Here is a 23,179-nt window from a genome sequence, read left to right on the forward strand (position 1 = left end):
AAGACATGGTAATCTTTTTAATTATTTTCCTCATTTAACTTTCTAATAATTTCATAAGCGCCTTGTTCTTTCAATACGCGACTAACTTCTTGACCTAATTCAACAGGATCTAAACCTTTGGCAGTATGTTCATAACGTTCTTTTCCATCTGGTGTCATAATTAATCCTGTGAACTCGATTTGCTTATCACCATCTATAGTGGCGTATCCACCGATGGGTACTTGGCAACTGCCATCCATCTCCGACAAGAAGGTACGTTCAGCAGTAACACATTGTGCGACATCTTGATTATGCACTTTTTTAAGCAACTCTAAAAGTTCTTTATCATCGCTTCTACATTCTATACCTAGTGCTCCTTGTCCAATAGCTGGTAGAAGGACATCTTTATCTAAATAAGTTGTAACTATGTCGTCTGACCAACCCATACGTTTTAGACCTGCTGCAGCGAGTATAATTGCATCATAATCTTCTGTTTCTAATTTTTTTAAACGCGTATCTATATTACCGCGAATCCATTTAATTTCTAAATGAGGATATTTAGATAAAATCTGTGCGCCTCGACGAAGTGAACTTGTACCGACTATACTACCCTCTGTTAACTCACTCAGTGGGGTGTGGTTTTTCGAAATATAAGCATCGAATGGAACTTCACGATCTGGAATACATCCCAATGTAAGACCTTCGGGAATAATACTTGGCACATCTTTCAGAGAATGAATAGCCATATCGATTTCTTTATTAAATAATTCATTTTGAATTTCTTTAACAAATAGACCTTTACCTCCAACTTTGGATAGTTGTTTATCTACAATTTGGTCCCCTTTTGTAACAATTTCTTTGATTTCGATGTCTAAATCAGGATCGACTTTTTTTAATTTATCTATAAATTGTTGACTTTGAGTCAAAGCTAGTTTACTTCTACGTGATCCAACAACGAGTTTACGCATATGTTGAATGCCTCCTAGGTACTAAAATCTATTAAATACTCGAAATAGTAAAAATTAAGCAACTTTTTAATTAAAGTGCGTTGTAAAGAATAAATTAATCATACTAAGACAGAATAGAATGATATTAAAATAAATTAAATTTCTTTGTGTAATCCATTTTCTAATACGTAACAGGATGTAAACACCATATAATAAAGTAATAATTGAAGAAAAGATAACTTTTGGATCTATAAAAATACGATTACCGATGGCAAAAACGCCCCATTGAGCACCTAAAATAATACTCAAAATAAGAACGATAATGCCTATTAGTGTGGAGTAAAATATAATCGACTCTAAAGTAGCGACGCTACCAATTCTAAAGTAATTTTGATCAAAAATTTTCTCTTTTAAGTTTCTATATTGAATAATGTATAGCAAAGCATTCACAAATGCTACTGCAAAAAAGGCATAACTTAACACAGCTAAACCAATATGAACAAGTAAAAGTTCATTGATCACAGCTACTTGTTGTACCTGTGTTTGATAGTGTTCAGGCTGAAACGTGTTCATCGCCATAAGTGCTAATCCTACTAAATTCAAAAAGAAAACGGAGAAATTAAGAACTTTAATTAAATTCAATATTAAAGAAAGTGAAATAATAATCCACGTAAGTGTGAAAAAGACATCAAATATCGAATTTAAAGGCACTTTTTGAGTTTGAATGATAAAAACAGATAAAGAGATTGTTTGTAATACCCAAACAATCCCTAATGAATAAACGCCTAAAGTCCTAACTTTATAACTTTTACTAATAAAATCTATAAAATAGAACACTATACTTAGAATATATATAATTAATATAATTTCATGAAATCGAATAAACAGGGTTTCTTGCATATTATCACCATATTAATATGCTTATTCAAAACTAAAAATTCGACGAGCAGAAATCTCCTGTGCTTTACTCTCTTTTTCTAGCTTAGCCTTTTCTCTAGGATCTTCGGCTTCAATGTCAAAAATGTTTTGAAATAGCTCTAATTTTTCAGTACTTTTCTTATCACTACTTAATTCTTTAGCCTGTTTGATTGGATCTTTCAACATTTGATTAATAATACTTTTTGTATGCTTAGAAATTACTTTTCTTTCTCTTTCTGAAAGATGAGGTAATTTACGGTCAATACTATCCATCGTTTCTGATTGTATATCCATAGCTTTATCACGTAATGCTCGAATGACAGGTACGACACCTAACATATTAACCCATTCATTGTGTGAGTCAATTTCAGCTGGAATTTGTTGTGCAATCGTTTCAGCTGCATGTTGACGTTCTCTTAAATTAGCGTCAACTAAACCTTTTAAATCATCAACGTCATAGTTAAAAATATTAGTGATTGCATCGATACCTGGTTCAATATCACGCGGTACCGCTATATCAATCATAACTAATGAATCAACTTTTCTACGATCAGAAATTTGATTAATCATTTCATTAGTAATGATATAATCTTGAGAACTTGTAGAGCTGATTACAATATCAGTTTGCTCTAACAATGAAGGTAAAGCATCTAAAGAATCAAATGATACATTATGTTTATTAGCTAAAATTTCTGCTTTAGCTAGAGTACGATTGACAATAGTAATGTTTGAGATACCAGAACCTAAAAGATTTAAGAGTGATAATTCACTCATTTCCCCTGCACCAATAATGACAGCATGTTTACTTTTTAATTTACCGAATACCTTTTTAGCTAATTCAACTGCAGCGTATGAAACACTTACTGCATTATCTGCAATATCTGTTTCACTATGTGCGCGTTTAGCAAAAGTAATTGCCTGTTTAAATAAATGATTAAATATCGTTCCAGTAGTACCTGTTTCTTGGGCAAGGAAGAATGCATCACGCATTTGACCTAAAATTTGAGTTTCACCAAGTACTATTGAATCAAGACCAGAAATCACACGCAATAAATGTTCTACTGCGTCGTCCCCCACTTTGACTTCTGACATTACTTTAATATCATCTACATCGAATCCAAATGAACGTGCTAAAAATCGTTGAATATAGTAGCGTCCTGTATGGATTTGATCAACAACGGCGTATACTTCAGTACGATTACATGTAGATAAAATGACATTTTCTAAAATAGATTTAGTTTCATATAAATCTTCATGGGCTAATCGCAAGGCATCATCTCTAAAAGCAACTTGCTCTCTTAGTGCTACATCAGCAGTTCGATGATTTATGCTAATTGCAATAAAATGCATTTATAACGCCCTCCATATACTAACAATAATCCAAGTATAACACATTTATATACACATTTAAGTTGATTGCTCAAATAAATTAGAAATATTCTAATCTAACTTCAATTTTTTGTCAAAATCATTACAAGCATTAATATTATCTTCCATCAAATATAGTTCATATCAAAATTTGTACTCGTTTAAGCAATCTTAAACAATAATGATTATAAATAAGTTGAGATGAGATCCCAAATTGGTTGTTGCTTATTATTTTTAATAGAAGAATAACTAATAATACTGTCCTCAGGTTCTAATTCAAGTTTATCCTTAATATTTTTTAAATGCTTTTGCACTTTTCCTTTAGCGATTTTATCTTCTTTAGTGCAGATAACTAGAGTAGGTATATCAAAATGTTTGAGATAATTATACATAAGCACATCATCTTCAGTCGGATTATGTCTTAAATCAACGAGTTGTATGACAAGTCTTAGATTTTCTCGTTGAGTTAAATACTCTTCTATCATTTTTCCGAATTTTTCTCTTTGTGCTTTACTCACTTTTGCATAGCCATACCCTGGTACATCTACAAAGATAAGTTGTTCATCGATATTAAAGAAATTAAGTGTTTGAGTTTTACCAGGTTGTTGAGATGTTCGAGCCATATTTTTTCGTCCTATCATACTATTGATAAATGTTGATTTACCAACATTTGAACGACCGCTTAAAGCAACTTCTGACAAATTTGTCTCAGGATATTGAGCCTCTTGAACAGCACTAATTATTAATTCAATATTATTAGGATTAATATTCATGTTAGATCCTCTCTTTATCACTTAAATTTAACTTAACTCTAACATTATATATGATTTAGTGTCGATAAGATATATTTGATTATATGTTTAAATCAACACATAAAAAACAGTGTCACAGAAGTGTGACACTGTTTAGCTTTTAAATTAAGCAGAAGTTTTATCTTCATTAACAAGATTACCTTCTGAATCATATAATTCAGGTTCAATCTCTTCATTAATTGTATTTTCAGTTATAACAACTTTACTTACATTTTCAGTTGATGGCACGTCATACATAATATCAATAAGTGCTTCTTCAATAATAGAACGTAAACCACGAGCACCAGTCTTACGCTCAATAGCTTTTTCACTTATAGCAGATAACGCTTCTTCAGTGAATTCTAACTCAACATTATCTAACTCAAGCATTTTAGTATATTGTTTAACTAATGCATTTTTAGGTTGAGTTAAAATATTTTTAAGTGCTGCAACGTCTAATGTTTCAAGGTTTGCAACAATAGGAACACGTCCGATAAATTCCGGAATTAAACCATATGATTGTAAATCTTCAGGTCTAATTTGTTCTAATAGTGCTTCTTCATCGTATTTGTCTGCTTCATTACTAGCAAAGCCAATAACTTTTTCACCTAGACGACGTTTGATAACTTCATCAATACCATCAAAGGCACCGCCTAAAATAAATAATATATTTGTCGTATCAATTTGAATTAATTCTTGATTTGGATGTTTACGGCCACCTTGTGGAGGAACACTTGCAGTTGTACCTTCTAAAATTTTAAGTAATGCTTGTTGTACACCTTCACCTGAAACATCACGTGTAATTGAAGTATTTTCAGATTTACGAGCAATTTTATCAATCTCATCTACATAAATGATACCTTTTTCAGCTTTATCTATATCAAAGTCTGCAGCTTGGATTAAACGTAATAGTATATTTTCAACATCATCACCAACGTAACCGGCTTCAGTAAGACTTGTTGCATCAGCAATAGCAAAAGGTACATTAAGCGTTTTAGCTAATGTTTGAGCTAATAATGTTTTACCGCTACCCGTTGGACCTATTAAAGCGATGTTACTTTTCTGTAGTTCAACATCATCATCGCTTGGTCCTAATTGTTGAATTCGTTTGTAATGATTATATACAGCTACTGCTAATGATTTTTTAGCTTTTTCTTGGCCGATAACATATTCATTTAAATGATCCATTATTTCTTTAGGAGTTGGTAATTCAGTAAATCCTTCAGACGTATTTTGAGCTAATTCTTCTTCAACGATTTCAGAGCATAATTCAATACACTCATTACAAATATATACGCCACTTCCTGCGACTAATTTTTTAACTTGATCTTGGTCTTTACCGCAGAAAGAACATTTTAAATTTTCTTCATCTTCATTGAATTTGAACATTCTTATATACACCCCTATTCTTTAAAGACTATACTAGATTGCATTCTACAATGCAACTTTATACATTTACAATTTATCTGCTTACATAGTTATGAGGCTGGGACATGATTCATTGTCTCAGCCTCACTCAACATATTGGCAGTAGATGTCTGAATTGGAAGCGCGCTTATACCAAGATTCTTCCAACATATTCATCTTTGTCAACAGGGCCCAACATAGTGAATTTCATTTTAGCGAAATTCTACAAGTAGGGCAAGTTGGGAGAGGGACAATGAAAATAATTTTGACAAATTATATTTCGTCCCTCTCCCACTTTATGACATTAACATAGTATACGAACAATCAGTAATTGATTAAATAGCGCAAGTTAAATTAACTTTACTTGTTAATTAGTCTTCTTTTGTTGATTCAACATATTTAGCATTATCTCTTAATAAGTCAATAACTTTTTGGATACGAACATCATTTTTAACAATGTCAGTATTACCTAATGTTGATTTAATATCTTCAACTGAAATATTAAATTGTTCACTCATTTTTTCTAATTCTTTATCGATGTCTTCGTCTGAAACTTCAACATTTTCAGCATCAGCAATAGCAGTTAAAGTTAAGTTTGTTTTAACGCGTTGTTCTGCATCGTCTTTCATTTGTTCTCTTAGTTGATCTTCATTTTGACCTGAGATTTGATAATAAGTTTGTAAATCTAAACCTTGTTGTTGAATTCTTTGGCCAAACTCTTGAATCATACGATCTAATTCAGTGTTAACCATAGCCTCTGGAATGTCGATTGTAGTGTTCTCAGTTGCTTTGTTAATGGCTTCTTCTTTTTCAGTATTTTCAGCTTCAGTAGCTTTTTGTTCAGATAAACGTTTGCGTAAGTTTTCTTTATACTCATCTACTGTTTCAGCATTAGAATCTAATTCGTTCGCAATTTCATCATTAAGCTCTGGAACGTCTTTATATTTAATTTCATTGACTTTAGTTTTGAAAGTAGCTTCCTTACCAGCTAATTCTTCAGCATGGTATTCTTCTGGGAATGTAACGACTACATCTTTTTCTTCGCCAGTTTTCATACCTTCTAATTGTTCTTCAAATCCTGGAATGAATGAACCAGAACCAACTTCTAGGTCGTAACCTTCAGCTTGTCCACCTTCAAATTCTTCACCGTCAACAGAACCTGTGAAGTCGATGTTTACTGTATTGCCATTTTCAACAGCTCCATCTTCTTTAACAACCATTTCTGCTAAATGACCTAAACTATGATCAATTGATTCTTGCAATTCATCATCTGTAAGTTCAGTATCTTGTTTTTCAATTTCAAGACCTTTATAGTCGCCCAATTTAACTTCAGGTTCAACTGTTACTGTAGCATCGAAAATAAAGTCTTTACCTTTTTCAATTTGAGTAACGCTTACTTCAGGTTGCGCTACTGGGTTGATACCAGTTTCATCAATAGCTTCACCGTAAGCTTCAGGTAATAAGATATCAACTGCATCTTGGTATAATGCCTCTACACCAAAACGTTGTTCAAAAATTTGACGAGGCACTTTACCTTTACGGAAACCAGGCACATTAATTTGTTTAACTACTTTTTTGAATGCTTGATCTAATGCTTTGTCTACTTTTTCTGCTGGAACTGTAACTGTTAATACGCCTTCGTTACCTTCCTTTTTTTCCCAAGTTGCTGTCATGTATAAATACCTCCATGATTGACTAATTTATTTTTTCAACTTCCCTATTATATCATAGGTTCAAAACGTAAACAAACATTGAAAATACTGACTTTTTCATGTTTATTTGTTTTCAATAGATACTATATTAAAATTCTTTTAGCTAATTTGCAACAAATGAATTTTAGCTTTCAATATCTAAAGATTTTATGAATTCAAGTGTGTTTAAGTTTTCAACAGTTATATCTATACCAAGTAACGCTTTGAAATAAACATCGTATGCATTTATCCAATCTTCTATATCATACAAATCTTCAATATTTAATGGATATAGAAGAATCGAGTGATTATTCATGATATGATGAGCCTCATCTACAATATGCAAAACCCCATCTTCAAGCCTTTGAATTACTTGAGGAATAACTAGTTTCTTCATTATTGTATGTTCAAGTCCACATAATTTCGATGGTATAACTTCTGCACTAAGACGATATTTGTTAATATCAATTGTTCGTTGATAACCCGCAAATCTTAAATATTCTAGCATCAAGCTTTTTATATTATTAGGTAAATCTAATGTTGTTAATAAATGAGCGATACTTTCTTTAAATTGATAATGACCGTTATCAATAAGTTGGAGGATTAGTGCTGTCTGTTCTCTACTATTGAACTCATCAAATTGAGATAAAGAAGTTGAAATCATTTTTCTATCTTGATCAAGTTTAGATTGTGCATATTCTTTCAATGGAAATAATTCCATTCTCGTTTTATGATTTTTAACTTCATCGATAATTTGATTAATTACTTCGACCGCTTGGTAATATTGACCTAACCCATTTAAACTTTTTATATAATAAATCATTAAATCGTCATAGCAATTTAATCCACGCTTTAATAATATAATTGCTTCTTCTCTTAATTCTAAAAAAGAGCTCATCTGATGAAGCATCCAACATTTTTTCAATGCTAATTCTTCACTAAGTTCAAAATGCATTTCATACTTCTCAAACAAATCATACATTAAATCAAGATCAAGACTCGTTTGAGCTTCATTAATTTGCTTTCTTATTTTCTCCTCTGATTGTGGAAATGGAATTACATTTGACATTGATTATGCACTCCAATCTTTATAAATCTTGAAGAATTAAAGCACTCCATGTCTCAAAATCATCATACGACTCAATACTTCCCTTTTCTACCCATTTAATTCTAAGGGTATCTGTCTCTTTCGCTTCAACATCAGTAGTACTTACAGTTATTTTAAAAACAATGCCCATGTGAACTTTTCCTACTTCATTATTATCATCGTTAATAAATCCAAGATATTCCATGTTTTGAGAATCTTCTTTTGCAAGGCCAACTTCTTCTTCTAATTCTCTTTGAGCATTAACTCTTAGTACTTCATTGATAGAGTCTGCTCCCATAACGTCGTTCATATGACCACCTACTCCTATTGAAGATTGACCATGCAACCTTTCTTCTCCTCCGCCAGATAAGCGCTCATATACAAGGATTTCACCTTTTTCATTTTCTAATAAACAATATGAAATAAGCTGTTTAAATTTGGAATCCTCTTCCATATCTCCACGTCTTTTTACTTCGTATTCACTTAGTGCATTAAAGATATCTTTACCTTTAATATTATTTTTATGTAAAAATCCATTAAAAGCATTTTTCTCATCATTAAAAAGTACTTTTCGTGGAACAACGATAATTTGTTCATCAAATTTAGACATATTAATCTCCTTTAGGTATATACTTTTATATCAGTCATTTTAGCAAAAATCTACTTATTTTGCGATTTACTTTATTATGAAGTTTTAATCACAAAAATCTTAATGGCAATTGAAAATGATACCAACTATGAATTGCCATAAAAAAAGAGATGACACCTGAGTCATCTCTTAATCTAATATTATTTTAAAGCTTCTTTAGCTTTAGTAACTAATTCACCGAAAGCTTTGTCATCTGAAATAGCAATTTCTGATAACATTTTACGGTTAATATCGATTTCAGCTTTCTTCAAACCGTTCATTAAACGAGAATAGCTGATGTCGTGTTGACGTGCAGCAGCGTTAATACGTGTAATCCATAATTTACGGAAGTCACGTTTACGTTGACGACGGTCACGGAAAGCATATTGACCTGATTTCATTACTTGTTGTTTAGCTACTTTATATAATGTATGTTTTGAACCGAAGTAACCTTTAGCTAATTTAATCGTTTTTTTACGACGTGCTCTTGTTACTGTTCCACCTTTAACTCGTGGCATAATAATTCCTCCTTAGATATTATCTATCTTGTAATTTCGTATTAAATATTATTTTTTGTAAGCTAATAATTGTTTTACGCGTTTCATATCACTTTTTGAAACTAATTTAGCTTTACGTAATTGACGCTTTTGTTTAGTGTTTTTGTTTGCGAATAAGTGAGATGTGAAAGCTCTTGAACGTTTTAATTGACCAGAACCAGTTCTTTTAACACGTTTAGCAGCTCCACGGTGAGTTTTCATTTTAGGCATGATTCATTTCCTCCTATTATTTAACGATTATTTTTCATTGATAGGCGCTAACATGATAAACATTTGACGCCCTTCCATTTTAGGCTTTTGTTCAACTGTTGCTATATCTTTACATTCATCTGCAAATTGTTCTAATACGCGTTGACCAATTTCTTTATGCGTAATCGCACGACCTCTGAAACGAATAGAAACTTTACATTTGTCGCCTTTAGATAAGAATTTACGTCCATTTTTCAACTTAGTTTGGAAATCATGTTCCTCAATTGTTGGACTTAAACGTAATTCTTTAACATTAATGACTTTTTGTTTCTTCTTCATTTCTTTTTCTTTTTTCTGTTGTTCGAATTTATATTTACCGTAGTCCATAATTCTCGCAACAGGTGGTTTCGCATTTGGTGCGACAACAACTAAATCTAAATCAACTCGTTCAGCCATTTCTAAAGCTTCACGTTTCGATTTCACACCAATTTGATCACCATCTTGGCCGATTAAACGTAGTTCTTTTGCACGAATTCTCTCATTAACTTGAGTTTGATCTTTTGCTATGGTTGACACCTCCTAGAGTTTTACGAAATTGTCCCAAGCAAAAAAGAAGAGCGAGTAACAATACCCGCTCTTCTTCCACACATTTATTGTGTAACATGATTAACCTGCCAACTGCTATTGCGTCGCTACAGGTGAGAAGCGGGTGCTTCTACTTGGTTCGTTTCGTATTCAACGTTACTAATCATATCAATAATAAACATGTAAGTCAATTGTTTTTTTATTATTTATTGTGATGTCTAATTTCATCCATCGAAACATCTTGTCTTAAATCAACTTTTTTAAGTGGAATCATTTTCGTTTTATAGCGTAGCTTATGGTAAATGAAGAATGCTAAGAAAACAGGTATTCCCATATAAGTAATAACAAAACGATTAAGATCAAAATGTCCTGTTTTTATAAAGTCTACATCTTGTCCGATGATAACAATTATACATAATATACCTGCAAATATAGGGCCAAATGGGAACAGCTTAGCCTTATATTTAAGTTTACTTTTATCATAATCTTGTTTATCAAATGCTCGTCTGAATCTATAGTGACTTATTGCTATACCTACCCAAGCGATAAACCCTGTCATACCACTAGCTGCAACAATATATTCATATGCATCTCCACTTATATGCTGTAAAGCAAAGATGATTACAACAAGTACACCAGTAGCAATTAATGATAAATAAGGTACGCCACTTTTGTTAGTCTTACCAAAAGAAGAAAATGCTAATTTGTCTTTACTCATTGAATATAACATACGAGTTGATGCATACATTCCTGAGTTACCAGCAGATAAAACAGACGTTAATATAACGGCGTTCATAAATGATGCTGCAAAAGCAAGACCAGCATTTTTGAACACAAGTGTAAATGGAGAAGTAGAAATGCTATCTCCACCGCCCATTAGAGACTTACTATCATAAGGAATTAACATACCTATAATGAATATTGCTAGAATGTAAAATAATAAGATACGCCAAAACACTTGCTTAATCGCTTTAGGGACGGCTCTTTCTGGATTTTCAGACTCACCAGCTGTGATACCTATTAATTCTGTTCCTTGGAATGAGAAACCTGCAACAAGGAATACTCCTAAAATTGATAATAGGCTACCACCTAAATTTCCACCTAGAATAGGACCATCACCTTTGTTAAATGTATCAAAACCGACGTATTTACCACCCATAATTCCAACAATTGTTAATAAACCAATGACAATAAATATAACTACAGTTATTACTTTTATTAAAGCGAACCAATATTCACTTTCACCATAAATTCTCACTGATAAAGAATTTAGGGCAAATATAATTACTAAAAAGATACAACTCCAAACCCACGCTGGTATACCTTGCATAGGTGACCAATACTGTATAACCTGTGCAGCTATGGTAACATCAGCAGCAACAGTTATTACCCAGTTAAACCAATAGTTCCAACCTAATGCAAATCCCAGTGATGGATCAACAAAGCGTGTAGCATATGTACTAAATGAACCGGAAACTGGTAAATAAGTAGCCATTTCCCCAAGAGATGTCATCAGGAAGAATACCATTGCACCAATAATTGCATAAGCAATTAAAGCACCTAACGCACCAGCATCATGAATAGCACCACCAGATGTCATGAATAGACCTGTACCAATACAACCGCCTATAGCGATCATTGAAATATGACGGTCTTTTAATCCTCTTTGGACACCGTCATTTTGATTTTCTTTTTTACTCATAGAAGCTCCCTTTCCTTGTCTTAGAGGCTAACATGTAACTATTTTTCTCTTTGTGTAATAAATATATATTTTAAATATGAAAGTTTGATTAAAAAATTTATAAGCAACAAACTTTGTGACAATAATAGCACTAAATCATTTATTAAGCTAAATACTACACAATACGAAAATAAAAAGTGGTTACATACCTTTAAGATATGCAACCACTTAGGTTTTATCTATATAAGGTAGCACATCACATTCTGTGACAGTACAGCTTCTTGTCGAAAACTGTCCCAACAATTATAAATTATGGTTTTACAATTGTTTCGGCATCGTTACCTTTCACTAATTCAACACATGTCCCATACGACTTCTGACTAGTTACTAATTAAAGATGCAACCTCTAACTCTAATTTTATTTCATTCATTTGTAATATACATGATACGACCTATCTTTTCAAGGTTATCTATGTTTTTTCAAACGAATTTCATCCACCAAATTCCAAATAAATTCATCTTTTTCAAGTGTTTCTTGATCTTGGGAACCATATTGTCTTACATTGACTTCATTATTTTCTACTTCTTTATCCCCTACAACAATTTGGTATGGTATTTTTTGCATTTGCACTTCACGAATTTTATAACCCATTTTTTCATTACGATCATCAATCTCAACACGAACGCCTTGCGATTTAAGTTCATCTTGTAATTGGCGGGCGTAATCATAATGTAAATCTACATTAACTGGAATGATTTCGACTTGTTTTGGTGCTAACCATGTTGGGAAAGCTCCTTTAGTTTCTTCAGTAAGGAATGCGACGAAACGTTCCATTGTAGAAACAACACCTCGGTGAATAACTACTGGTCTATGTTGTTCACCATCACTACCAATATAAGTGAGTTCAAAACGTTCAGGTAGTAAGAAATCAAGCTGCGCAGTAGATAAAGTTTCTTCTTTACCCATTGCAGTTTTAACTTGAACATCAAGTTTAGGACCATAAAATGCCGCTTCACCAATAGCTTCTACATATGGTAGACCCATTTCATCAACTGCTTCTTTGAGCATTGATTCAGCTTTATTCCACATTTCATCATCATCCATATATTTTTCTTTATCTTCTGGGTCTCTGTAGCTTAATCTGAAAGTGTAATCCTTAAAACCGAAGTCTTCATAAACTTCTTGAATCATATTGACTACTCTTTTGAACTCTTCTTTAATTTGATCTGGTCTCACGAATATATGAGAATCGTTAAGAGTCATTCCACGAACACGTTGTAAACCTGAAACTGCACCACTTGCTTCATATCTATGCATAGTACCTAATTCCGCAATACGGATTGGTAATTCTCGGTAAGAGTGTGGTTTATTATTATAAATCATCATATGGTGTGGACAGTTCATTGGTCTTAATACCATTTCTTCAGTTTCATCTAATTTCATAGGTGGAAACATGTCGTCTTGGTAATGATCCCAGTGACCAGAAGTTTTATATAAATCAACATTTGCTAATACTGGAGTATATACATGGTCATATCCCATGCTCACTTCTTTATCTACAATATAGCGTTCAATTTCACGTCTGATTGTAGCGCCATTTGGTAACCATAAAGGTAATCCAGCACCAACAAGTTGGCTATTAGTAAATAATTCTAAATCTTTACCGATTTTACGGTGATCTCTTTCACGACGTTCTTCAAGCATTTGTAAATGCGCTTTTAAATCCTTTTTATCAAAAAACGCAGTACCGTATATACGTTGTAACATTTTATTGTTACTGTCACCACGCCAATAAGCACCTGCAGTTGATAGTAATTTAAACTCTTTTATCTTAGAAGTCGAAGGTACATGTACACCACGACATAAATCTGTGAATTCACCTTGTGAGTATAAAGTAACGCTCTCATCTTCTGGAATTGCATCAATAAGTTCTAATTTATATGGATCATCTTTGAAGAATTCTTTAGCTTCATCTCTACTTACAACTTTTCGTTCTATTTTATAATTCTCATTAACGATTTGCTTCATCGTTTTTTCTATTTTTTCAAAATCATCTGATGATACTTTTTCATCCATATCAAAGTCATAGTAAAATCCGCCTTCAACCACCGGACCTACACCAAATTTCACATCACCATATAAACGCTTCAAAGCTTGTGCCATTAAATGCGCAGTTGAATGTCGTAAAACCTCTAAAGCCTCTTCACTACCTGGTGTAACAATCTCAATTGATCCATCTTCCTCAAGTGGTCTAGTTAAATCTACCATTTGACCATTAAATTTACCTGCTACAGCTTTCTTTCTTAAACCTGGGCTAATAGATTGAGCGATGTCTTCAGTAGTAGTACCTTTATCAAATTCTTTTGAATTACCATCTGGAAATTGAATATTAATTTGATCCATATTAAACCCTCCTAAATATTAAAAAGATCTGATCGTTGACTTATTGAATGATTAAGATAAATATCCACAAAACAAAAAACTCGCCCCCTATAACAAGGGACGAGTTTGTCGTGGTACCACCCTAGTTGCTCAGCTTTATAAAAATAATAACTAAGCTACTCTACATGAGATAACGGTCTCGAGCCGGATATTCATTACAAATATCATTATGAAGTAGTAATAATTTAATATATTAGCCATATTCTCATCAACTAATGACTTTCTGTGTAATAGTGATTAAATTATCTTATCTTCAATAGTTTCAACGATTAAGATTTAAGTCCATTATACACCTCATAAGATAAAATTCAATTGTTTCTATAATTTTTACCTTCTAAATAATATGGCGTAGATAGTGTTTTAACACGTTCGATAATTCTAGCTGCTTTAGTTTTCTCAGCTCCATCTCTCGTCATAGATAAATGATGCTCTAATTCACTATAGTCGAAGTTCGAACTGAAAAACGTAGGTAACTCATGAACCATTCTATAATGTAATAATGGTCCGATAATTTCATCTCTTACCCATGGTGTAACCTCTTCAGCACCTATATCATCAAGCATAAGTATATTAGCTTCACGCACACGTTCTAGTTTCTTTTCAAAACTACCGTCTTTGAAGCCACCTTTTAAAGTACGAATAAATTCAGGTAAGTAAACAATAGTGGATGAAATCTTCTTCGATTTGAGTTGATTAGCAACTGCACCTAATATAAATGACTTACCTGTTCCAAATGGGCCATACAAATATAATCCTTTTACTTTTTCATTATTAGCTATATTTGTGCATATTTCATCTGCAGCCATCGCTACGTCCAAACGATCACGTTCAGTCATGTAAATATCTTTTAATTTTGCATCTAATGTATCACGTTGCATATGATGTGAGGTGATGAGTTGAGAGTTAAAGCGTTCTTCATCATGTTTAATTTTACATGGACATTTCAAATATCTAATCTTAATTCTTTCATTTTCTATATACAACTCAGGTACGTGCCCTTTAACAAAATTAGGACATTCTTCAAAACGATGACCATCATAATGCTTCTGTTGATCTTTATACTCTTGTAAAACATTTAAATCTTCATCAATCATTGCATTCGTAAGTTGAGATTGATGTTGCTCTAAAAACTCTTTAACATCTGGGTCTTTTATAACATTTTGCTTGATTTTCTCAATACGTTTATTTAAGTCGTCTGACGCACCCATTATGTTCTTGAAACTTTTCATTACTCATTGCCCTCCTCCCATTTTTTATTCAAACGTTCTAAGAATGCTTTTCGATCTTTTTCTAATTTTTCATCTTTTGTGGTTGAATCTTTTGTAGCTGATGAATTTGATTGAGCCTCTCTATTTTCAAGCCATTTTGGAGTTTTCTCTTTTGAAATAAGTTGCTTGTTTTGTTTGGAATAGTTTCTATTCCCTTTGAAATTTTGGTCATAACTTTTAGGTTGATTAACTTGAAGTGCATAGTTGTAAGCTTGCTTAGCTGTTTTAATATCTTTTTTCTTCCAATTTGATGCAATTTCGAATATGTAAGATTTGGGTAACTTCATATCTTCTTTTAGCATAACAAATTGCAACAGTATATTAATCACACCGAAACTCATTTTTTCTCTATCAATTAATTCTTCAATCATACTTTTTTGTGATTGCGTAGGTTCAGAACCTGACCAACTCGCTAACATATCTATAGGACTAGTTTCGTCCAGTAGTTGTAACCATTCATCAGTATTATCTAGGGGTGTATCTTTTTCTTGAGGTGATTTATCAAAAGACTCACCTTTCAATTGTAATTTTGGCAAATGATTTTCGTTTTCAATCAAATAATATGATCGTGCTTGCTTGCGCATTTCTTCAAATGATAATTGTTGTGCACTAGTAATTGAATTTAATATAACTTTTTTCATTCCATCGGCAGTCAAACCATATAACGTAGCCAATTGAATAATTAATTCTTTAGCATCTTTAGTTACGATTTCATTACTGATAAAGTGTTGATTTAACATATGCCTCAACATTTCGAAATCAAATGTCTCATTGGATAAATCAATACCACTATAGTGATTAGCTTGTTTAAGATTAGATAAATCTTGATTTAAAACCTTTTTGGGTACATTAAAAACTTCAGTAAACTTCCTAGTCGTTTGTTTATAACGACTTAAATCCTTTTTGTCTTTTTCAAAATGATACTTTAAAGACTGATAACGATTTTTATCTACTTCACTATATAAAAAAACAGATAACATAGGATCATTAAAAAATTGATAAGCTGTAGGAGGTTGTATTAATTGATATACAAATCGTGTTTGCTGCTCTTCATGCTTAACAAAGGTTTTAATTAACCCGATAGCTTCTAAATAATCCATCTGCTTTCTAAAGTCTAAAAGATTGATTTTTAACTCATTCATAAATATGTAGTGAGTGAGTGGATAATGATGATGGACGTCTACAAATTGATTGATAAAGTGATAAAGCCCTATAGATTGCGGACCGATTAACGGCGTAAAGAGACGGTTCAATATTTCTAAATGTTCTGTCGTTAATTGAAATTCTTTGATGACCTCGAAGCTATCTTGAGGTCTTAACCCATACTCATACGACTGTAATCCCATTTAATAATCACTCCGTTTATTATCACTCAAGATTCCTTGCATTGAAGCAAGTAATTGGTCAACGTCCTTAAACTCTTTATAGACAGATGCAAATCTAACATATGAGACTTGATCAACATGCATTAATAATTTCATTACATGCTCTCCTATATCTCTTGAGGATATTTCAGTTTGACCTTCGTCACGTAATTGCCATTCGACTTTATTGGTAATATCTTCCAATTTTTGGTATCTTACTGGTCTCTTTTCACAAGATCTTACTAACCCATTTAATATTTTTTCTCTTAAAAATTGTTCTCGAGTACCATCTTTTTTAACAACGATAAGCGGACTTACTTCAATGTGTTCAAAAGTAGTAAACCGAGTTCCACAATTTTCACATTCTCTTCTTCGTCTTATTGCATTTGCATCATCTGCGTGTCTAGAATCAACTACTCTAGAATGTGTTGAATTACATTTTGGGCATTTCATTTATGTCACCCTCTTAAGTTTGATTAACGTACATTATACTACATAATTGTATTGTAAAAAAGAAAGGTTATTTACGCTAGAATTTAGATTTTAATACTATAAATATAGATTTTTAAATGATATTTTACTATAAAATTGAATCTTTGGATAAATGTTTAAAACAGAAATTTAAATTAAGTTAATTACGCTTTCTAATGTTTTTATTATAAAGATATAAGTCTTAATACAAATTTCCAATAGGAAAGCTGTCAACAAAGGATAAAGATCAACCAATATGAGTTAGATGAATACTAACTTTATGATTGTTCATACTTTGTCGACAGCTTATAATTACATGTCTTATACTGTTTTTTAATTATACTGCTTTAACAGTGGCCTCTTTCTCAATCAGTTCTCCAATTTGTTCAGCTACTTCTACAACACGATTAGAGTAACCCCATTCATTATCATACCAAGCAATTACTTTTACTTTATTCTCACCCATAACCATAGTAGATTGAGAATCTAAAACTGCAGAATTAGGATTCGTATTAAAGTCTACTGATACTAAAGGTGCATCTTCAACATCTAAAATGCCATCTAAGCCCGATTGTCTAAATGCTTCATTTACTTCTTCAGCAGTGACATTTTTTTCTAAATCAACGACTAAATCAACAAGTGAGACATTCTTAGTTGGAACACGTAAAGCCATTCCATGAAGTTTCCCTTCAACTTCTGGTAACACTTCTTTAAGCGCTTTAGCGGCACCAGTTGAAGTTGGAATAATACTTTCATTGCAAGAACGTGCTCTACGTAAATCCTTATGAGGATTATCAATATTTTTTTGATCGTTAGTAATGGCATGAACAGTTGTCATTAAACCATTTACAATGCCAAACTTATCATTCAAGACCTTTGCAACTGGACCGATACAATTGGTAGTACATGAAGCATTACTAAAGATGTCGTATTGATTAATATCAAGTTTGTCATCATTAACACCTTTAACAATCATTTGTACCTCTCCACCTTTTGAAGGGCCTGTGAGTAATACTTTCTTTGCACCTGCATTAATATGAGCAATGGCTTTATCTCCATGATTAAATTTACCAGTAGCTTCAATAACAATGTCGATATCTAATTCATTCCATGGTAAGTTTTCTGGATTTCTATCAGAAACAAGTTTAATTTCATGATTATCTACTTTAATACCATTTTCTGTTGCTTCAACTTTTTTATCATATGTACCATGAGTTGTATCATAATTAATTAAATGTGCAATAGTTTCAGAAGGATAACTTGCATTAATCGCTACGACATTTAAGTTTTTGTTTTTTAAAGCTATACGTAGCACCATTCTTCCAATTCTACCCATTCCATTAATCGCGATATTCGTTGACATTAAAAAGCACCCCTTGAACATTTATTTATATGTTATACTTTATGAAATTAGTATAACATATTATCTGTCTTTTGAAAGCGTTTCCCTATAATCATGTTCGAACTTTTATCTATCATTTTAAATAAGTTATACTTATTATTTAACATACAAAAAATAAAAAACGTACACAAAACAATGCTTTGTGTACGCTAACTTTATTAATCGATATAACCTTCTTTTTCAAGAAGTTGTTGTAAATTTTGTTTTAATTCAAGTTTATCACCTAGATTGTCTATGACATGATCAGCCATTCTACTTTTCTTATCAATAGATATTTGACTATACACACGTGCCTTAGCATCTTCTTGTGATAAATCATTTCTTTCCATTAAACGTTCAATTTGAATACTTTCAGAAGTGTAAACTACCCAAACTTCATCAACAGTATCTTGTAAATCATTTTCAAATAACAAAGGAATATCCATAATGACATTGTATCCCTCATTTAGGTAGTGATTCTTCTCTTCTTCCATTATTTCTCTAACAATAGGATGAACTATCTTATTAAGTTCTATTCGTTGTTCTGGATTATTAAAGACAAGTTCTCCAACATATTTACGATTCATCTCACCATTGTCGTCAATTGCTTCTTGACCAAATTTCTCTCTTATTTGATCTAATCCTTTTGAACCCTTCTTAACAGCTTTTCGAGATGCAACATCCGCATCAACAACCTTAAATCCATAAGCAGTTAATAATTCTGAGACTGTTGATTTACCAGTTGCGATTCCACCTGTTAGTCCAATAATCTTTGGCATATTTTCACGCTTCCTTTATTTCTGACAATTTGGGCAAAAATGACTATTTCTAGTGGCAATCACTTTTGTTTCTATTTCATGCCCACATGTTTTACAGTATTTCTGTTTATAAACATTTAAATGCAATTGCATTTCTCCGGTTTTACCGTCAGCTTGGCGATAATCAGAAATACTTGTTCCACCGTATTTAATACCCTCTTCAAGAACTTCTCGAACATAATAAAATAACATCTCTTTTTGTTGATGACTCAATGAGTTAGCAATTTTATCAGGTCGAATACCAGTTCTATAAAGTGCTTCACAAGCATAAATATTACCAGCACCGGCAATCACTTTATGATCTAAAATCATTTGTTTAATAGGTTTATTAGCGTATTTATTAATATCAAAACAACTTAGATAATGTATCATTGCTTCTTTATCAAATGGTTCTGGAGCTATTTCTAGAAAAGGAGGATAACTTTCATAATTGGCAATATTTCTAATTTCTCCAAAACGTCTAATATCTGAGTAAACTAATTTTTTACCATTGTTAAGTTCGAAAATCACTTGCCAATGTTTACGGTAATTTGGCGTTCCAATTTCTTCTAAATCATCTACTACAAAAAATCCTCCTGCCATACCTAAATGACTTATCAAAATTCTATGATCATTGTCTTTTTCAATATGAAAAACGATGTACTTACTACGCCTAAGAACTTCAGATATAACATAACCTTCAGTTAATTTTTTAAAACTATCTAACTCTATACCTTTTATAATTGTTTCTCTTTGATTATTTTTACCTTCGATTACCTTCTCTGAAAAAATAACTTTATCAATTTTTTCATTTATTACAAAAGGTTCTATACCTCTTTTAACATGTTCAACTTCTGGTAATTCTGGCATATTTTAATCCTTTCCTTATTTAGCGTCATACCATGTTGGTCCATAACTTGAATCTACTTTTAGAGGTACATCTAAATCTAAAGCTTGTTCCATAATTTCTTCAACAAACTTACTAAAATCTTCGACTTCAGATTTAGGCAACTCGAAAATCAATTCATCATGAACTTGCAATAATAATGTCGCGTGATAATTAGTATCTTTAACTTTTTCATAAAACTTAACCATAGCTAATTTAATAATATCTGCTGCGCTACCTTGTATCGGGGTATTCATTGCTGTTCTTTCTGCAAAACTTCTTAAGTTGAAATTACGACTTGTAATATCTGGAATATAACGACGTCGATGTAGAAGTGTTTCAACATATCCATCTGCTTTTGCATCTTTAACAATGTCAGACATGTATTGTTTTACACCAGGAAAACTAGCTAAGTAATCATCTATAAAAGCTTTCGCTTTTTTACGTGTAATTCCTAAACTTTGACTTAAGCCATAATCGCTAATTCCATACACAATACCAAAGTTTACTGCTTTGGCTTGTCTACGCATTAAACTATCTACTTCATTAGCTTCTACGTTAAATACTTTCATAGCTGTCGCAGTATGAATATCGTTACCATTAATAAATGCCTCTTTCAAACTTTCATCTTGAGTAATATGTGCAAGCACACGTAACTCTATTTGTGAATAGTCAGCCGATAAGATTACGCTATCCTTATCTGTAGGTTTAAAGGCTTTTCTAATTTTTCTTCCTTCTTCTAAACGAATAGGTATATTCTGTAAGTTTGGATCTACACTTGAAAGTCTACCTGTTTGTGCTAACGTTTGATTAAAACGTGTGTGAATTCTCTGATCTTTACTAATCACTTTTTGTAATCCTTCAACATAAGTTGATTGTAATTTTGACAATTGTCTATACTCCAATATATGTTCAATAATTGGATGCTCTCCCTGCAATTGTTCTAATACGTCTACTGCTGTTGAATAGCCTGTCTTAGTTTTCTTGATAACAGGTAGTTTTAGCGTTTCAAATAAAACTACTCCTAATTGTTTAGGAGAATTAATATTAAATTCTTCTCCTGCAGCTTCATGAATGTTTTTAATTAAAACATCTAATTTTTCTTGGATTTCGTTCTCCATTTGTTTTAAGTCTTCAACATCAGTATAAATACCAATTTCTTCCATTTCACTTAAAATTTTAGCAAGTGGTAATTCTAAATCTTTGAGTAACTCAACTTGATTATACTCTTCTAATTGAGCCTCCATTTCAGGTTTAGAGTTAGCAATTGCCTCTGTGATTGAAGCTACATGTTTATTTAATACTTCTTCTTCAGGAACTTGATGTTTTTTCCCCTTACCGTAAACTGACACATTATCTTTAACATAATTCTGTCCATAAAGTGAAACTACTGATTTTACATCATCTATTGAACGAGAAGGATCAATAATATAACTAGACAACATTACATCAAACTGCACATTTTGAATATCGATATTTAAACGATGCGCAGCCACATAAGTTTTTTTGGCATCGTATACAGTTTTAGTCGTATTTTTATCTTCTAACCATTGGACTAAATCTTGATATTGCTTAATATCTTCAGCATTAATGACCACATGTGAATCATCAGCATAAAAACCGAATTTTAGGATATTATCTTTAAGATAATTTGTGCCCTCTAATTCAAAATGAATAATTGCATGCTCTAAACTATCAAAGTTGATATGTTGAAAATCCGATTCAATTTCAAAGGTCTTTTCGTTAACTACATCGTTATTAGCTTTTTCATCAATATCTGCCAATAATTGTTTAAATTCAAGCTTTTTAAACAATTCTATTTTGTTAGTATTATCATCTTGATTTTCTAATTTTGTATCATTTAGATTAACCTCAATGGGACTTTCAACATTAATTGTAGCTAAGTCTTTACTCATCAAGGCATCATCTTTACTATTCACGAGTTTTTCTTTTAATTTTTTAGCTGTGACATCATCAATATGTTCATAAACACCTTCTACAGAAGTAAATTGTTTAAGAAGTTTGATTGCAGTCTTTTCACCAACGCCAGCAACCCCTGGAATATTATCTGAAGTATCTCCCATGAGACCTTTCATATCAATGATTTGTTTCGGTTGTAGCCCATCATATTTTTCAGCTATAAAACTTGGCGTGTAGTGATCTACATCTGTCACACCTTTTTTAGTGTAATAAATTGTGACATTATCAGTAGCTAATTGTGTTAAATCTCGATCCCCTGTAATAATAATCGTTTCGAAACCAGCCTTATCAGCCTCTCTACTTAGCGTGCCAATAATGTCATCCGCTTCATAATTTTCTAATTCATAGTGTTTAATGTGATAAGCATCTAATAATTGACGAATATAAGGAAATTGTTCACTTAATTCTGGTGGTGTTTTTTGACGTCCACCTTTATATTCACTGTACTTAGAATGTCTGAAAGTAGTTTTACCAGCATCAAATGCAACTAAAAAGTGATTGGGTTGTTCTTCTTTAATAATTTTCTCAAGCAACATCGCAAAGCCATATATAGCATTTGTATGAATACCAGCTTTATTAGAAAGTAATGGTAAAGCATAAAACGCTCTAAAGCTTAAACTGTTACCATCTATTAACACTAATTTATCCAAAATACGTAACCTCCAGAACTGATTTACATACATTTTAGCATACATAGGAACGCTTAACGAATATAGAGTTTAGCGGTCCTTAGTGCATTTGCATCAGCAAATGTAATCCTT

General features: G+C 32.0%; 20 protein-coding genes, 1 riboswitch and 1 other annotated feature. All 20 genes read right to left on the bottom strand.

What is annotated here, in order from left to right; translation table 11 throughout:
• Window positions 1–17: 17 nt before the first annotated feature.
• Window positions 18–947: a hydroxymethylbilane synthase gene (hemC, locus tag HMPREF2706_RS04310; protein ID WP_002436130.1), complete on the bottom strand. Its 930-nt coding sequence runs from the start codon at window positions 945–947 to the stop codon at window positions 18–20.
• 66 nt (window positions 948–1,013) lie between these two features.
• On the bottom strand, window positions 1,014–1,826 hold the full coding sequence (gene ccsA / locus HMPREF2706_RS04315) for a cytochrome c biogenesis protein (RefSeq protein WP_049427483.1): 813 nt from the start codon (window positions 1,824–1,826) through the stop codon (window positions 1,014–1,016).
• A 21-nt stretch (window positions 1,827–1,847) separates the two neighbouring features.
• Complete coding sequence (gene hemA / locus HMPREF2706_RS04320; RefSeq protein WP_070862211.1) at window positions 1,848–3,194, bottom strand: glutamyl-tRNA reductase; 1,347 nt, start codon at window positions 3,192–3,194, stop codon at window positions 1,848–1,850.
• A gap of 203 nt (window positions 3,195–3,397) precedes the next feature.
• Window positions 3,398–3,985 (bottom strand): ribosome biogenesis GTP-binding protein YihA/YsxC, encoded by a 588-nt coding sequence (gene yihA, locus HMPREF2706_RS04325; RefSeq protein ID WP_037549386.1) that lies wholly within the window; start codon window positions 3,983–3,985, stop codon window positions 3,398–3,400.
• 144 nt (window positions 3,986–4,129) lie between these two features.
• Window positions 4,130–5,392 carry an ATP-dependent Clp protease ATP-binding subunit ClpX gene (clpX, locus tag HMPREF2706_RS04330; RefSeq protein WP_002436051.1) on the bottom strand — a complete coding sequence of 421 codons (1,263 nt, stop codon included), beginning with the start codon at window positions 5,390–5,392 and terminating at the stop codon, window positions 4,130–4,132.
• A gap of 389 nt (window positions 5,393–5,781) precedes the next feature.
• The gene (gene tig, locus HMPREF2706_RS04335; protein WP_023350131.1) at window positions 5,782–7,083 is read right to left on the bottom strand and encodes a trigger factor; all 1,302 of its coding nucleotides are present in this window, start codon (window positions 7,081–7,083) and stop codon (window positions 5,782–5,784) included.
• Between the two features lie 163 nt (window positions 7,084–7,246).
• Complete coding sequence (locus HMPREF2706_RS04340) at window positions 7,247–8,170, bottom strand: hypothetical protein (protein ID WP_049427479.1); 924 nt, start codon at window positions 8,168–8,170, stop codon at window positions 7,247–7,249.
• 19 nt (window positions 8,171–8,189) lie between these two features.
• Window positions 8,190–8,798, bottom strand: coding sequence for an NUDIX domain-containing protein (locus HMPREF2706_RS04345; protein ID WP_049427477.1), 609 nt, complete (start codon window positions 8,796–8,798; stop codon window positions 8,190–8,192).
• A 179-nt stretch (window positions 8,799–8,977) separates the two neighbouring features.
• A complete protein-coding gene (gene rplT / locus HMPREF2706_RS04350; RefSeq protein ID WP_002436058.1) occupies window positions 8,978–9,334 on the bottom strand; it encodes a 50S ribosomal protein L20 in 357 nt (118 codons plus the stop codon).
• A gap of 48 nt (window positions 9,335–9,382) precedes the next feature.
• Window positions 9,383–9,583: a 50S ribosomal protein L35 gene (rpmI, locus tag HMPREF2706_RS04355; protein ID WP_001830767.1), complete on the bottom strand. Its 201-nt coding sequence runs from the start codon at window positions 9,581–9,583 to the stop codon at window positions 9,383–9,385.
• A 27-nt stretch (window positions 9,584–9,610) separates the two neighbouring features.
• The gene (infC, locus tag HMPREF2706_RS04360) at window positions 9,611–10,138 is read right to left on the bottom strand and encodes a translation initiation factor IF-3 (RefSeq protein WP_002436083.1); all 528 of its coding nucleotides are present in this window, start codon (window positions 10,136–10,138) and stop codon (window positions 9,611–9,613) included.
• A gap of 27 nt (window positions 10,139–10,165) precedes the next feature.
• Window positions 10,166–10,289 (bottom strand) — a sequence feature (ribosomal protein L20 leader region).
• Window positions 10,290–10,349: 60 nt separating this feature from the next.
• Window positions 10,350–11,849, bottom strand: coding sequence for an amino acid permease (locus HMPREF2706_RS04365; protein WP_049427474.1), 1,500 nt, complete (start codon window positions 11,847–11,849; stop codon window positions 10,350–10,352).
• A 220-nt stretch (window positions 11,850–12,069) separates the two neighbouring features.
• Window positions 12,070–12,245: riboswitch (Lysine riboswitch) on the bottom strand.
• Window positions 12,246–12,294: 49 nt separating this feature from the next.
• Window positions 12,295–14,232, bottom strand: coding sequence for a threonine--tRNA ligase (gene thrS / locus HMPREF2706_RS04370; RefSeq protein ID WP_049427471.1), 1,938 nt, complete (start codon window positions 14,230–14,232; stop codon window positions 12,295–12,297).
• A 347-nt stretch (window positions 14,233–14,579) separates the two neighbouring features.
• Entirely contained in the window at window positions 14,580–15,500 is a 921-nt protein-coding gene (gene dnaI, locus HMPREF2706_RS04375) for a primosomal protein DnaI (RefSeq protein WP_002469660.1), read from the bottom strand.
• Complete coding sequence (locus HMPREF2706_RS04380; protein ID WP_049427468.1) at window positions 15,500–16,885, bottom strand: replication initiation and membrane attachment family protein; 1,386 nt, start codon at window positions 16,883–16,885, stop codon at window positions 15,500–15,502. Before HMPREF2706_RS04380 ends, dnaI begins: the two co-directional genes overlap by 1 nt.
• Window positions 16,886–17,356: a transcriptional regulator NrdR gene (nrdR, locus tag HMPREF2706_RS04385; RefSeq protein ID WP_070862212.1), complete on the bottom strand. Its 471-nt coding sequence runs from the start codon at window positions 17,354–17,356 to the stop codon at window positions 16,886–16,888.
• Window positions 17,357–17,711: 355 nt separating this feature from the next.
• Complete coding sequence (gene gap, locus HMPREF2706_RS04390; RefSeq protein WP_049427466.1) at window positions 17,712–18,737, bottom strand: type I glyceraldehyde-3-phosphate dehydrogenase; 1,026 nt, start codon at window positions 18,735–18,737, stop codon at window positions 17,712–17,714.
• A gap of 197 nt (window positions 18,738–18,934) precedes the next feature.
• On the bottom strand, window positions 18,935–19,534 hold the full coding sequence (coaE, locus tag HMPREF2706_RS04395) for a dephospho-CoA kinase (protein ID WP_002436006.1): 600 nt from the start codon (window positions 19,532–19,534) through the stop codon (window positions 18,935–18,937).
• Window positions 19,535–19,549: 15 nt separating this feature from the next.
• Window positions 19,550–20,422 (bottom strand): bifunctional DNA-formamidopyrimidine glycosylase/DNA-(apurinic or apyrimidinic site) lyase, encoded by an 873-nt coding sequence (gene mutM, locus HMPREF2706_RS04400; RefSeq protein WP_070862213.1) that lies wholly within the window; start codon window positions 20,420–20,422, stop codon window positions 19,550–19,552.
• A 15-nt stretch (window positions 20,423–20,437) separates the two neighbouring features.
• On the bottom strand, window positions 20,438–23,068 hold the full coding sequence (gene polA / locus HMPREF2706_RS04405; protein WP_049427464.1) for a DNA polymerase I: 2,631 nt from the start codon (window positions 23,066–23,068) through the stop codon (window positions 20,438–20,440).
• Window positions 23,069–23,179: the final 111 nt, after the last annotated feature.

The sequence above is a fragment of the Staphylococcus sp. HMSC067F07 genome, assembly GCF_001837405.1.
Taxonomy (GTDB): Bacteria; Bacillota; Bacilli; order Staphylococcales; family Staphylococcaceae; genus Staphylococcus; species Staphylococcus capitis.